At 54.9% G+C, this 13,841-nt stretch carries 12 protein-coding genes; all 12 read right to left on the bottom strand.

The genetic code is table 11. The annotated features are described in order from the left end of the window. Window positions 1–184: 184 nt before the first annotated feature. Window positions 185–1,159 (bottom strand): MraY family glycosyltransferase, encoded by a 975-nt coding sequence (locus tag PLH32_06305; protein HQJ64208.1) that lies wholly within the window; start codon window positions 1,157–1,159, stop codon window positions 185–187. A gap of 277 nt (window positions 1,160–1,436) precedes the next feature. Next, a complete protein-coding gene (locus tag PLH32_06300) occupies window positions 1,437–2,633 on the bottom strand; it encodes a glycosyltransferase (protein ID HQJ64207.1) in 1,197 nt (398 codons plus the stop codon). After that, window positions 2,630–3,766 (bottom strand): glycosyltransferase family 1 protein, encoded by a 1,137-nt coding sequence (locus PLH32_06295; GenBank protein HQJ64206.1) that lies wholly within the window; start codon window positions 3,764–3,766, stop codon window positions 2,630–2,632. Before PLH32_06295 ends, PLH32_06300 begins: the two co-directional genes overlap by 4 nt. Beyond that, window positions 3,763–4,680, bottom strand: coding sequence for a glycosyltransferase family 2 protein (locus PLH32_06290; GenBank protein HQJ64205.1), 918 nt, complete (start codon window positions 4,678–4,680; stop codon window positions 3,763–3,765). The genes PLH32_06295 and PLH32_06290 overlap by 4 nt, the downstream gene beginning before the upstream one ends. 2 nt (window positions 4,681–4,682) lie before the next feature. Then, complete coding sequence (locus tag PLH32_06285; GenBank protein ID HQJ64204.1) at window positions 4,683–5,855, bottom strand: glycosyltransferase family 39 protein; 1,173 nt, start codon at window positions 5,853–5,855, stop codon at window positions 4,683–4,685. 96 nt (window positions 5,856–5,951) lie between these two features. Continuing rightward, complete coding sequence (locus PLH32_06280) at window positions 5,952–6,797, bottom strand: class I SAM-dependent methyltransferase (GenBank protein HQJ64203.1); 846 nt, start codon at window positions 6,795–6,797, stop codon at window positions 5,952–5,954. Window positions 6,798–6,881: 84 nt separating this feature from the next. Continuing rightward, a complete protein-coding gene (locus PLH32_06275) occupies window positions 6,882–7,514 on the bottom strand; it encodes a class I SAM-dependent methyltransferase (protein ID HQJ64202.1) in 633 nt (210 codons plus the stop codon). Further along, complete coding sequence (locus tag PLH32_06270; protein ID HQJ64201.1) at window positions 7,511–9,046, bottom strand: flippase; 1,536 nt, start codon at window positions 9,044–9,046, stop codon at window positions 7,511–7,513. Before PLH32_06270 ends, PLH32_06275 begins: the two co-directional genes overlap by 4 nt. Then, window positions 9,043–10,686 carry a capsule assembly Wzi family protein gene (locus PLH32_06265; GenBank protein ID HQJ64200.1) on the bottom strand — a complete coding sequence of 548 codons (1,644 nt, stop codon included), beginning with the start codon at window positions 10,684–10,686 and terminating at the stop codon, window positions 9,043–9,045. The genes PLH32_06270 and PLH32_06265 overlap by 4 nt, the downstream gene beginning before the upstream one ends. Window positions 10,687–10,720: 34 nt before the next feature. Continuing rightward, a complete protein-coding gene (gene wecB / locus PLH32_06260) occupies window positions 10,721–11,797 on the bottom strand; it encodes a UDP-N-acetylglucosamine 2-epimerase (non-hydrolyzing) (GenBank protein ID HQJ64199.1) in 1,077 nt (358 codons plus the stop codon). A gap of 9 nt (window positions 11,798–11,806) precedes the next feature. Beyond that, on the bottom strand, window positions 11,807–12,556 hold the full coding sequence (locus PLH32_06255) for a DapH/DapD/GlmU-related protein (GenBank protein HQJ64198.1): 750 nt from the start codon (window positions 12,554–12,556) through the stop codon (window positions 11,807–11,809). A 43-nt stretch (window positions 12,557–12,599) separates the two neighbouring features. Then, the gene (locus PLH32_06250; GenBank protein ID HQJ64197.1) at window positions 12,600–13,841 is read right to left on the bottom strand and encodes a Wzz/FepE/Etk N-terminal domain-containing protein; all 1,242 of its coding nucleotides are present in this window, start codon (window positions 13,839–13,841) and stop codon (window positions 12,600–12,602) included.

Here is a 13,841-nt window from a genome sequence, read left to right as displayed (position 1 = left end):
CCGATGCGGCCGAGGCTGATCCCGGACGGGCGAAAAAAGAAATGGCCAGCAGCAAGGCAGCCAGCTGTATCGGATTATATCGGAAGCGATGCGGGCGCATAGGCATAGGGTGAAGAGGCCATCCTCTGTTCAGCCGGTCAAATGCCGGCACAAGATAACAGTTTCCGGCCAATAATGCAAGAGATTAGGGAAGCAGCTGCCCCAGAAACCGGAAATCTGTATGCATGCCCTGGGCAAGGAGAAAAGCCAGGATGCCAAAAATCAGGCTTAGTCCCACCATGGACAGGGCAGCGCCGGGCTGGCTCAGTCCGAGGCGGACCAGCCGGTGATGGATGTGTTCGCGATCGGCATGGAAGGGATGAATCCCGCGACGAACCCGGCGGATGATGGCGAGCGTGGTATCGGTCAGTGGCAGACAAAGAAGCAGAAGCGGCACCAGAACAGCAACTCGTCCCGGCGAAATGGTGGCAGCACGCAAACTCAGCAAAGCGAGCAGGAAACCCAGAGGCAGGCTGCCGGAATCCCCCATGAAAATGGAGGCCGGATTGATGTTGTAGCGGAGGAAACCAAGCAGGGCACCCGCAAGCAGGGGTGCGAAGAGTATCACCACGGGATTATTGAAAAGAGCCGCGATACCCGATGAGACGGCAACCACCACCAGGGCGATACCGCTCGCCAGGCCGTCCAGTCCGTCTACCATATTGACGGCATTGATGACCCCGACTATCCATAGCATGGTAAAAGGGTAGGAAAAAAAACCCAGCTTGATTTCGGCAAATCCAGGAAGGATCAGCACTTCGAAGCGCCAGCCTGCCAGGGCAACAGCGAGAGCGACGGCGAGTTCAACACTCAGTTTGAGATTGCAATTGAGGTCGAATTTGTCATCGAAAGATCCAAGAAGGAATAGAACCAAACAGCCGGCGACGAGGCTGATGGCAAGTCCCATCTCCCCGACGAAGAGCTTCGGGGAAGCCAGATACAGGACGGCTGCGCTGATCACGAACGAGAGCATGATCGAGCCGCCGCCCCATTTAGGTACTGCACCCTCGTGGACGGTGCGATGGTTGGGATAGGCGTAAATATCGAGACGCTTTGCCAGGGTTCTGACGCCTGGCGTGATGAGAATAGCGACTAAGAAGCTGAATAAAAATGAGAGCATAAGGTGCATGATTGTCTTGGCCTGTGCTTGGTTGTCTTGCTGTGCTGCCGTTCGTTAAGAAATGCCCACTTTCCGCCATCCTGATCTGTTTCACGCCAGCCAAAGTGTCTCATTTTGACGCAACATCAGAAGAAATAACAACATCAAATACGAACAATGAAAAACCGCCGGATATTTCTGTGCCTATTGCAATAACCTTGCCAAATTTCAATTTCGTGGGCTAAGGTGCGGATATCAAACGGGGAGAGTGAGGCAAGGCGTCGAAGACAGTGGCCGATCAGTGTGGAAGAGCATTCTGCTGCAGATGCCGGGTCTTATTGAAGTAGAGCCGGGAATAGAGCTGATCGATCTCCCGTACCAGATGATGATATTCATATTTTGCATAGATCTCTTCCTCTGCAGCCTTCTTCAGATCGCCAAGGCTTTCCGGGGCTTGCGTAACCCGGGTGATATACCGGACCATCGCTTCGACATCATCGGAAGGCACCGTGAAACCGGTGCGCTCATTCTGAATGAGGTCTGGCACACCGCCGACAGCCGTGGCGATGACCGGGACCCGGCTGGCCATTGCCTCGATGACCGCAATAGGCGTGCCTTCATTGCGGGAGGTCAATATCAAAATGTCAATGCCGGAGAGAATATAGGCGATGCGCTCCACCCATCCCAGAAAGTGTACATGTTCGGTGAGCCCCTTCTCCTCACTGTACTGTTGCCACTGCGCCTTTTCCGGGCCGTCCCCGGCGATACAGAGATGGTAAGCTTGGTTTTCCAGAAGCAGCCGCTCCAGAACGTGCAAAGCCATGCCCAGATTCTTGATCGGGACCAGTCTGCCGATAAAGCCCATCAAAATGGACCCCTCCGGAAGATCCAGAGATCTGCGGAGCACATCGGAGTGTGGCAAATTCCGCAGAGGTTCCAAATCGAGTCCCAGCCGAATCATCGACACCTTTCCCGGAGAGGCGATCCGGTAGGTCGCGGTGATGTCGCGGTATTGCTCCGGGCTGATGGTGATCACCTGGTCTGAAATCATGGCCAGCGCTCGTTCAATTAAAATAAAAATCCGGGTCTTGATCTTGCCGAAATAGTTATTGAAGACATGTCCATGAAAGGTATGAACAATAACCGGGACGCGGGCGAGAAAAGCGGCAACCCGTCCAATGGCGCCCGCTTTTGCCGTGTGGGTACAAACGATATCCGGACGTTCCTGCCGCAGGATGCGGTAGAACTGGAGGAGTGATTTAAGATCGGACCAGATGCCGACTTCGCGTTTCATGCGGTCGAGCACGATGATCTGGATGTTTTTTTCGCGGAAATCTCCCGACTTGTCCCTTTCATGTTCCTCGACCATACCTCCCACTAGAATGGTCTCGTATTTATCCACAGGCAGGAACCGCGCCAGCATTTCCATATGGATGGCAGGCCCGCCGATACAGATGCGGGATTGGAGGCGGATAATTTTTAATCGTTTGGTCATGCAATAATCCGGTGATAGAGATCCAGGGTACTGCGGCAGCAGTGACTCCAGCTGAACCGTTTGAGATTCTCGCGCCCCTTGAGCACCAGTGCCTTGCGGAGTTCCTCGTCATCCACAAGCACCTGCATGACACGGGCCATCTCTTCCGGATCAAGGGGGTTGAATCCCAATCCGGCGGGACCGGCGATCTCCGGCAAGGAGGTCGCTGCAGCATAGGCCACCGGTACATCGGCAGCCATCGCTTCCAGGGGTGTGAAACCGAATCCTTCATAGAGGGATGCCGTGATAAAAAAGAGCGATCGCTGATAGATTGCCGGCAGATCCCCGGCCGCGACAAAATGGGTGAAGAAAACCCGGCCGGTCAATCCCAGCGACGCTACGAGATTATATATCGGCTGGAAATGCCAGTTCTCCTGGCCCACGATCACCAGAGGCGGCACCCCGGCCTGTCCAGCCCGGAGCAGGGCATAAGCCTTGAGCAGATTGATATAATTTTTACGCGGCTCAAGGTGGCCGACCGACAGAATATAACGCGCTGGCAGTTGGTAACGGGAGCGGATGACCTGCCACTGCTCTTCACCAATACGCCGCCGGAAGCGCGACTCATCAATCCCCTCGTGAATAACCGAGACCCGATCGGCTGAGATATCAAATAATTCCAGCAGATCATCCCTGGTGAATCCGGAAATGGCAATGATATGACGGGCCCGCCGGACTGAAGCCCGGATCCGCTGGTTGAGAAACCGGCGTCTTGCTATACCATAACTCTCCCGCATATGAAAGCTGCGCAAATCATGGACGGTCAGCAGCGCAGGAACGGGGATAACAAAGGGGAAATAGGACATGGGGGAATGAAAGAGATCAAAGTGTTCACGACGCAAAATTCCCGGCCATATCATCGTCTCTTTGAAAATCCGGATGGGGGCGTTTTGTGAAGGAATCGGCAAATTCACGAGGCGTCCCTGCTCGTCTTGGGAAGGCAGCATCCCTGCAGCGTCCTTCTTGTTGACAAAAATGCGCAGATCCAGACCGGCCGCATCCTGAAGGAAATGCTGGATGAGTTGCTGCAGATAGATACCCAATCCCCCGCTCCGGGGATTCAGGATCAAGGCATTCAGGGCAATTTTCTTCATGGCGCTTCTTGAAAAATAGCGTCGAGATCGCCGAGACAAGCCAGCGCGCGGCGGAGGCCCTGCCAGTAGGCACCGGTCAGGCCGGGCTTGCGGAAAAGCGAGATCGGGATGCGCAAGGCCATCCCGAGCAGATGGACGATGAACGCGGCTTTGGCGTGCCGCGGCCCTTCCTGTATGTAAATAAAGCGACTGACGTTGCTGGCGCTTTCAATCAGCATCCGGGCGAAATGCTGGCGCGAGCTGGCCGCGTGATGGTGCACCACCTCAATTTCCGGCAGTACGACGATCGTATACCCTGCAGCGCGGATCCTGGCGCACCACTCCATGTCTTCGGCATACATGAAATAGGATTCATTGAGCTTTCCAACCTGGTCAATGACCGTCTTGCGGACCGCCAGGAATGCGCCATCCACATAATCGGCCTGCAGCGGTCGGGTGCCGGGATCCTTTCGCGGCCTTAAGGTTGCGGCACTGAAAAGCAACTGCTGCTGGATACACTTTTTCAGAGTCAGAAAATCACGACCTACGGATTGAATCCGTCCATCAGGGAAAAGCAGCTTGGCGCCTATGACCGCTGTTTCCGGGCATTCATTAAAGCAGCGGCTCAGCCGCAGTAATGGTTCTGGGGTTTTCAGGACGGCATCGCTGTTTAGGAGGAGAAGCATCTCACCTTGTGCTGCAGCGATCGCCTGATTATTCGCCCGGGCGAATCCTGTATTGGTGGCGTTGCAAAAGAAACGCACCTGAGGAAACTGCTGCTGCAGCCAGGGTATGCTGCCGTCGCTCGAGGCATTATCCACTACGATGATCTCGAAAGAGGTCAGGCTGTTCTTTTCGTAGACGGAGGTAATGCATTTTGCCGTCAACTGGCGTGTATTCCAGTTGACGATGATGATGGAAAATAGCGGCGACATGGTTATAACCTGATCCTGAATTTTCTTAAATACATCAGCGCAAAGGGGAAGAGCAGGATGATATAGTTGAGCTTGTGACGAACGGCTGTACCAAAATTGGAATCGACGATGGCATTGGCAAGCAGGCCGGCAAGTGCAAATCCCAAAACCAGGTATTGCAGCCAAACGGAGTGCTCTTTTTTAATTTCCAGTAAGTAAAGTAGTGCGGCGGCGATCACAACCAGAAAGAACATCCCTTCGACCGAGGTCAGCCACTGCACCGGGCCATGAGCTTGCCAGAAAAAAGGCCCAAAACAAAAAAAGATGAAGCGGATCGGCAGATATCGGGCCACATCCCAAAAATTACGGTATTCAATATCCACCAGGTAGGCTGAACCCCCTTCCGCCCGCAGTGGCTGGGCGCGAAAAAAATAGGTTGCAACGCTGATAAAGGATTCGGACTGGTATATATAATAGGCAACGGGCACTGCAACCAAGCAGAGAATGATCGCCAGCTTGGCTTTCCAATCGATCGAAGAGTAAAGAGCCCGTGCAAGGAGGAAGAACAGGAAAAAGCCGGCGTAAAGGAAGAGATTTTGTATTCTCAAGAGGGCATTAAGGATAAATGCAAAGACCAGCAGTGCGGTATAGTGCGGTATGGCGTGCCGTTTGCTGATCTTGATGATGGCATAGAGGATGATGAGGCTGAGCAGGATAAGAAGGGTATCGCGCAAGATATAGGAACTAAAAACGATGAAAGAAGGCAGAAAGGCCAGCAGAAGACTCGACTGCAAGGCGATCCGCCGCTCCTCCAGAATCTCTACGATGATGTGATAAAAGTAATATACACAAAGAAGGCTTATCAAAGCATTGAACAGTCGCCCCAGCAGGGGCATAAAACCGAAGGGCAAATAGAGCACGGCTAACAGGTAAGAGAAGGGTGAAGTCCCTTTGGCGAACTCCTCCGTCTGGATCGGATACATGCCTGAACTCCAGCTTTGCAGGATCTCCAGTGCCTGGTTGTTATACATGACCTGGTCCGGTTGATCGGGCAAGAATCCGATAAAATGATCCGCATAGATGAGTACAGTCCGGAGTATCAAACCTGCCAAAAGCACCATGGCAAGCTGCCGGTCCCTGGCATAGATCAGGCTGATGGCCAGCAGGGCTATCGACAGCAGGATGCACCCGGCCATATACTCAACCGGCACGAGGATACCCACGGCGCTGAGAAGCCCTAGACACCAGAAAAGGCCGGTTCGTGATGGTATGCGATTTTCCAAAAGCATAGCTTATCGAAGTACCGCTAAGATTTTGTTCCTTGCCAGCAATTTGGCATTCTGATAATAAAGCAAACCCGCCAAACGGATCAGAGGATTATGCAGCGTCATGAGATCGAGATAGTACTCCGGCTTCCGCGTAAATTCTGTCACTTGCTTATATTTATCAATTTGCAATCCGGATTTTTCAACAACGATTTTAAATGCTGTTTTGCTCCAAAGCTGCAAGTGCGCGCCATTTACGGTTCCGAGACATAATTTGTGATACAACCTTTTTGAGAACAGGCGCAGCAAAGGATAAATCCAGAAGATACGAGGTGTATCAATAAAAATGCGGCCGTTTTCCTTGAGCTTCGATTTCAATAATGTCAATACACCCAATGGATCAGCTACATGTTCCAACACATCGTTTAAAAATACAATATCGAATAATTGCTTATGTTCCGCAAAATCAGCATGCGCGATCTGTTGATTGAATGCAGCATATTGCGGCAGCAAGGCATCATCATCAATGTCCGTGGTATAGATAGACGCATGAGGCAGCATGGATTTGCAGACCAATGCAAATTGACCGCCGCCACCCCCGTAATCAAGAATATCCACATAACCCGGACTGTCGTTACCGGACAGCGCAAATTGTATCATGGCACTGAAATTCCAGTGGTTATTCCAGGCGGAGGCTTCGTACCATTTCTCCCATCGCGCGATCCGTTCTTGCCGGGGTGTAGCAAATGGTTCAAGCTCTTCTTTTGCTGGATAGGGAAAATAGGCCAGGACCCCGCACCTGCCGCACCGGGCGGTATGCTTGAAAAGGTGGAGATCCCGCGCACCACAAATCTTGCACGCATCATGGTTCATCTTCAACCCCTTTGTTCCGGCTGGCATCCATTCAAATGAAGATGGCCTTCTTGCTCATTGGCAAAGCAGAAATTGTCTTTGATCTCATACTTTGTGTGCAAGAATATAGAATTGTCTGGTGCAGAAATCAGCCAGGAGGCCCAGGGTAATTTTATTAACCAAGTTCGATTTGCCGACGATCTTGCGCGAAAACACCTCGACCCGCAATCCGCTGCAGCTGATGAGATCCCGAACTGTCTTGCGGCTGAAAAACCGCAAATGGGTTTTATCGAACAGACCCTGGTCGCAATAGATCCAGCGTCCCGACAAAACCGCCCAAACACCCCGCCAGTGCTGAATGTTGGGAATGCTGAATAAAGCCAGGCCGCCTGGTTTCAGCCATCCGGAAATCCGGTGCATGGCAAGCCAGGGATCAACCAGGTGCTCCAGCACATCCGCAGCCAGAACGAGGTCAAATTCATGCGCTTGGAAAGGGAGCTCATCCGCTTCGACTGAAAGGGAGAACACCTCGCTCAGGTGGTTACGTGCCTGCCGGGCAACCTCCGCCATCAATTCGATTCCAGTCACCCAATCCGCGCGCTGTTCCTGTAAAAGAGCGGCACCCGATTTCCCTTCACCGCAGCCGATATCAAGGACCTTGGTAAAATGCCGGTCGGGCGGCAACAGGGCGATCAGATCCCGCCGGTCTTGGCTGTAATACTCATAGGATGGGCTCATGAATGGGGTTCCACCTTACGGATTCTGCGCCTGAGAGCACGCCACCGCTGCAAACCCGCTGCGATGCGTTGCCGCTCTTCCTTATCGAGAAACCACCGCCAACATATCCAGAGGTACCCTGCTCCGCTGACAAGGAGCAGAGGGATACTGGCTGCTGCGGAAAAGCGGGGCAGCGAGAGAGCGAGCAAAAGAGCACTGCCTGCGGTCATGAAAACCATAAAAAACCGGTTATTGCGCGCAGGAATCCTGAGCAGCTTGCCGGCAAACCAGAAGAGCACAATGGCGTCGATCGCAACCCGCAAGGCCCAGGCCAATGCCGCACCGCCAAGACCAAATCCATGCATGGCGAAATAGAGCATGCCCAGATAGACCGGCACTTGCACCAGATGCCATTTTGCCGTAAAATCGGGACGGCCCGCCGCCTGGATCAGAATAAAAGCAATTTGTGCCGGCCCGTTGATGAAAATTCCTACGGCCAGCAGCTGCATCACGATGGTGCCTTGCCGCGCGAATTCTTCTCCCAGCCACCAGTGGAGACCGCAATACCCCGCCATCACAAAGGCATAAGCGACCGGGAAAAGAAGAAGAGCCAGCATCTTTCGCGCCCGCAGATAAATGGCTGCCGCTTCAGCGCAATCGATTGCATACTGCCCGGCAAAAGCCGGGAAAAGCACGCTGATCAAAGCTGTGGTCAGAACATTGGATTTTGTCACAATCTCATACGGTGTAACATAATATGCGACGGCTGCGAGCGAGATCCATGCACCGACCAGGAACCGGTCAAAGTAGACCAGCAAAGGTCCCACCAGGTTACTTACAGTCAGCCATCCGCCAAATCCTAAAAGGCTGCGGGCATGCCGCAGATCGATCGCGATGATGCGCAGCACAGGCAGAATCCGCAGATCAATCACAAAGCAGAGGACGCCGTATAAAATACGCCCGATGAGCAGAACCAGGCAGATCAGATCGACACGTGTGGTGAGCAGGGCTGCTGCTGCGGAGCCGCCAAAGGTCAAAAAGCCGTTGATGATACGCAACAAGCCGACCAGCCTGAAATTTTGCTGTCCCTCCACCACGCCTTGCAGCCCCGCCGTGAACACCACGAAGGGTATGCCCAGAATCAGGATCCGAAAAGTCCGGGCCGCCTCCATGGACAATTCCGGGGGGATTTGTTTGATGGCTGCAACAAGAGATCCGGATAGAGGGTATAAAACCGCCGCCGCACACCAGCCAAGGCCGGATATGAGCAACAAACTGGTCCAGTAGAGTACCGGGAGCTCCTGTACTTGATTCTTTGCCAGTTTCTCACCGATGACCTTGACCAGAGTCCGGCCGAGTCCGAGATCAAAAAGACTGAAATACCCGAGAACCATCCACCCGATGGTGAGCAAACCGAAGCGGAGCGTCCCCAAATGGGTGATGATCAGGGGTATGGTGGCGAAGGCCAGCAAAAGCGGCGTCACAAATCCCAGCAGACTGTAGAGTGTATTCTCTGCCAGGGAGATACGTTTTTGCTCTGCACGTAGCGTCAAGGATTTATTCTTAATGAAAACGTGACTTCGTTGCGCGTGGCATCCGCGATGTGGTCCAAATAATGCGAATAAGAGAGTATGAAAAAGTAGTTCCGGAGCGGTTCATAGTCCAGCTTTAAGGTCAAATATCCTGTTTTTTTCAGTTCACCTTCGAGCAAATCGATATTGAGGGGCGACCCGTGGTCTCCCCAGGGTTCCAGGATGTTCCCGCCAATATTGGCACCCGGTGGATTGTCGCCATGCCGCAATCTGCCGCAGGTCAAACGGACCGAGAGTGGCTGGGAAAAGCGGTAGGATGCCCCGAGGGCGATGAGTTCGCTATTGGGCCCGATCCAGTGCCCCAGATTGGTCGTGAAATGGCGGTAATCAATATCCCGTTCATGGCTATAGGTGAAAGGTCGAATCCGCGTATACTCCAGGGCAATATCAAAGTTGGAGAGTCCAAAGAGATCCGCTTGATCCATGCCGAGCATATAGGCATAGCGGTTGGCATAAAAGCCGCTGCCCAGCTTGCGAGTGGAGATATCATCGATAAAACATTCCCCGTAGATACGGCTGCGCAGGGGAAGGCGGGCAGAAAAATCCGCGCCCATTCCGGCGTTGTCCCGATCCCCGAGATAGTGATCCGCGCTGCGGAAGAACATGACCGGATTCAGATAGGACCACTCCACGCTTTTGCCCGCATGGATCATCGTCTCAAAAAACGAGAAGGAAAAACCCGACCACGGAGCGATCTCGAGGCGGTGACTGGCCAGGATCTTGCTCTTACGGGCCCCATAAAAATAGGTGTAATCGGTGTAGTGCTGCAGCTGCGCCAGCAAGAAAATAAAACGGATTCGGCTGGTGGAATATTGCAGCTTGATCTGATCGTAGGAGGTGGGCCGCGTCGACATCGCCAGTTGACCGAAACGGCCAGGTCCCCACTGGTTCTTGTCCTTGCCGAATTGGAGGACGAGATGGTTCCAATTAGCGACGAGATAGGCGACCGTTTCATCATGCTCGAGATAATCAGGTCCACCCTGGGCAAATCCTAAACCCTCCCGGCTGAAATTGACCGTGCCGGGATAATGCCGTGTTCCCCACTCACGCGAATCCCGGATGTTGCTGACAAAACCCAGATGCGCGCCGATACTCCCCCAGATCACCAGGCCGTTGCTGTTTTCAAAAACCCTCTCTTCTTTCTGAAGCGTATCTGCCGAGGCATACAGACGGGTGCGGCAAAGGATGGGATCTATGTAAAGCTGCACCGGTCCGCTTGCCAGTGGAAGAAAATTGCGTCCATTGGCATAAAATTCATCCGGCAACCAGCGCAGTGCGCGGCTCTGTGTAAGCTTGCTGATAGCACCAGGCGCTGGGGCTTTATACCCGGGATCCTTCTGCAGCTCTTCCTGAAACTCGGCTTTCAGATAATTCAATTGCTGTTGTTCAACGGAATTCAGCCGTTGCTCCGGAATCTGCAAAAGGTATTCAGCAATTTCCAGCCGGGTCATGGGGATGGTCCGGATCAGTGGATGAGCGATCAACCCCCTTTGATCCATCCGGTTCAGGAAGGCATACAACCAATGGCCAGCATCGATATAGACTGTTTGGGAGAAAGCGCAGCTGACAAGGAGGAGAATCAGAAAGGGTGTTTTTTTCATGGCGAGACCTGGCCGTCCATTCATCCGGTGCATATCAGCCCGTTGCGTCGAGGAGCCGGACGATGGCCTCACTGGCGTGGCCGTCGCCATAGTGCGCCTGCTGCCCGGCCGGCGGCGTAAAGGTCTGGATGGCCGCAAGAATGCGCTCCGCATTCGCACCCGTCAGCCGGTTCCAGCCGTCGGCCACCGTCTCAACCCACTCGGTCTCCTCGCGCAGCGTCACACACGGCACATGAAAGAAAAAAGCCTCTTTCTGAACCCCGCCTGAATCGGTGACTACCAGGCGTGCATGCTGCTCCAGCTGGATCATGTCCAGATAACCCACCGGGTCGATCAGGGTGATGCGCTCGCAGCTCTTGAGGCGATCCATCAGACCGTCCCGCTGCAGAAATCCCCGGGTACGCGGATGGACCGGAAAGATTACCCGTTCCTGGCTCGCGACGAGCGCGCTGACGATCGCTGAAAGGGCGGCAGGATGGTCGGTATTTTGCGGACGGTGGCAGGTCACCAAAAGATACGCCCCGGCCGCGACATCAAGACGCTTCAGAATGGTGCTCTGCACCTCCGCCAGACTGGCGAAATGAAGAGCGGCATCGAACATAACATCGCCGGTGAGGTGCACTCCCGCGGTGATGCCCTCGCGCCGGAGATGAGCCACCGCCGCAGCCGTTGGACAAAAGAGCAGCGCCGAGATGCGGTCGGTAAGGATGCGGTTGATCTCTTCGGGCATGGTCATGTTAAAACTGCGCAAGCCCGCCTCGATATGGTCGACCGGGATATTGAGCTTGGCGGCGGCCAGTGCCCCTGCCAGGGTCGAATTGGTATCGCCGTAAACCAGCACCCGGTCGGGTTTCTGCTCCTGCAGCACCCGTTCGATCCCCACCAGCATCTGTGCGGTTTGTTCTCCATGCGCGCCGGAGCCTATCTCGAGATTGAGGTCGGGCTCGGGGATCTGCAGCTCTTCGAAAAAGAGCTGCGACATATTGCGGTCGTAATGCTGGCCGGTGTGGAGCAGATATTCCTGATGCTCCCGGCGCAGGGCGCGGGAGACGGGCGCGGCTTTGATGAACTGCGGGCGCGCGCCGACGATAGTAACTATTTTAAGGGACATGACCGGGCGTTACTCCCAGCCCTGTTGGTCAAGCAACTGCTCCTCGGGCACATCCCGCAGCGGCCGAGCCGGATTACCGACCACAATCTTACGCGGCGGCACATCCCTGCTGACCACCGCGCCGGCCGCGACCACGGCATCCTCACCAATCACCTTGCCGGGGAGAATAACGGCATGGCCGCCGATGCGGCCGCCGCGCTTGACCGTCACCCCCTTGAAATGCTTGAAGCGCTCTTCGGTGCGGCCGAGGTAATTGTCGTTGGTGGTACAGACCCCCGGGGCGATGAAGCAGTAATCGCCAACCTCGGAATAGGCGGTGATGTAGCAATTGGTCTCGAGCTTGCACTTTTTGCCGATTTTGCAGAAATTTTCGACCGTGGCGTTGCGGCCGACGATCGTGTAATCGCCGATGGCGACGTTCTCACGCACCGCTGCACCATCGGCCACCAGGACGTGCACCCCAAGCTCACATCCGGCATAGATCACCACCTGGGCGCCGAACATGCACTCCGCGCCGATCCGCACCGGGGGCAGTCCCTTTTCGTCCTTGAAGATGCTGCGTTTGGAACGCATCGGCTGCTTGCCGATCACCGAACAGGCATCGACGCGCACATTGTCACCGAGGATGGATCCGGAATGAATGACCACATTATGACCAATGCGGCAGTTTTTGCCGATGACGACCTCATCCTCGATGACGGTGAAATGGCCGATCTCCGTCCCTTCGCCGATCGTCGCGGTTGGTGCTATGACGTGCATATTCAGCTCCATGTAATTGTCCAGCAATGAATGATCCGGGTCATCAACGCCGGCGCCGGCGCAGCCAGTGCCTGACTGTCTCGCCATCCTCGTGCCAAGCCGCAAAAAACTCCTGCCACCTGGCCTTTTCCGCAGGACGGCGGTCGAGCTGGCCAGCATATTCCAGGATGAACGCGTAGAAAATGGTGCCTAGGCCGGCCAGGATACCCAGGACAGCCGCCAGCACTTTCTTGCGGGGCGAACTCGGCCAGCGCGGCGGGACCGCCCGATCGAGGACCTGGACCGTGGGGGTATCACGAGCCTCCTCGATCCGGGCCTGATAGTACTGCGAATTGAGCAACTCCCAGACGGTCTCCTGGATCTTGACCTCGCGCACCAGTTCCGCCAGCTGCACGCCGAGTTCCGGCACCGCGGCGGTGGGCATGAAAAGGTCGTTCGGCGGCTCGCCGCGTGCGCCCACCTGCAGGTCGTTATATTTCCGCTTCAGCCCTTCCAGCTCTTGCCGGGCACGCACCACAAGGGGATTTTCCGGCTTCATGCTCTGGAGCATGACATTGAGTCCAATCTCCTTGGCGATGATCTGTCCTTTCACCTCGCCGCTCTGGGTGATGGCCGCCTTGACCTGCTCCTCCAGGGAAATGGCACGGCGGCCGCGCTGATACTCGGCGAGCTGGCGAGTGATCGCCGCCAGGTGCTGCTGGGTCTCACGAAGCTGATTCTCGATGTAGAGACGCGAGTTTTTGGCGCGCGAGACACTCTTCTCGCGGTTGACCCGATCCAGTTCCTCGACATAGGCATTGGCGACATCAGCCGCCAGCGCGGGATTCCCCATCTCCACGCTGATCGTCATCACCGATTTTTTGGAGAGGACAAAGACCGCTCGCTTGCTCATCTTTTGCAGACCGGATTCGATGTTCCTGGCGCCAAGAATCCTGAGGAGCGGCAGGCTGTCTCCTTTGACGGCAAACCGGCGCTGCAGCACTCTTTCGCCGACTGAACGGCTGCGCAGCATTTCGAGAAAAATATCGGAGGTGGTCGACTGTTCCGGCAGGGCGATCCCGGGCACCTTGATATCCGATAGCAAGCCCGCCATCGCGCTGCTCTGCTGTTCCGGCGGCGGCAGCAGCGTGGTCACGGCCACATAACGGCGCGGCAGTAAAAAGGCAAGCAGGAGAGCGCCGGCAGCAACCAGAACCGTGTTGCGAACGATCCGCCAGCGCCAGCGGGTGATGACCAGAAGGTAATCGAGGAGATGGATTTCGACAATTTGATCTTTATCGGCCAT

The sequence above is a fragment of the bacterium genome, from assembly GCA_035419245.1.
GTDB lineage: Bacteria > Zhuqueibacterota > Zhuqueibacteria > Residuimicrobiales > Residuimicrobiaceae > JAKPUX01.
Note: the sequence above shows the minus strand (reverse complement) of the source record. Positions and strands in the feature narration are given on the sequence as shown.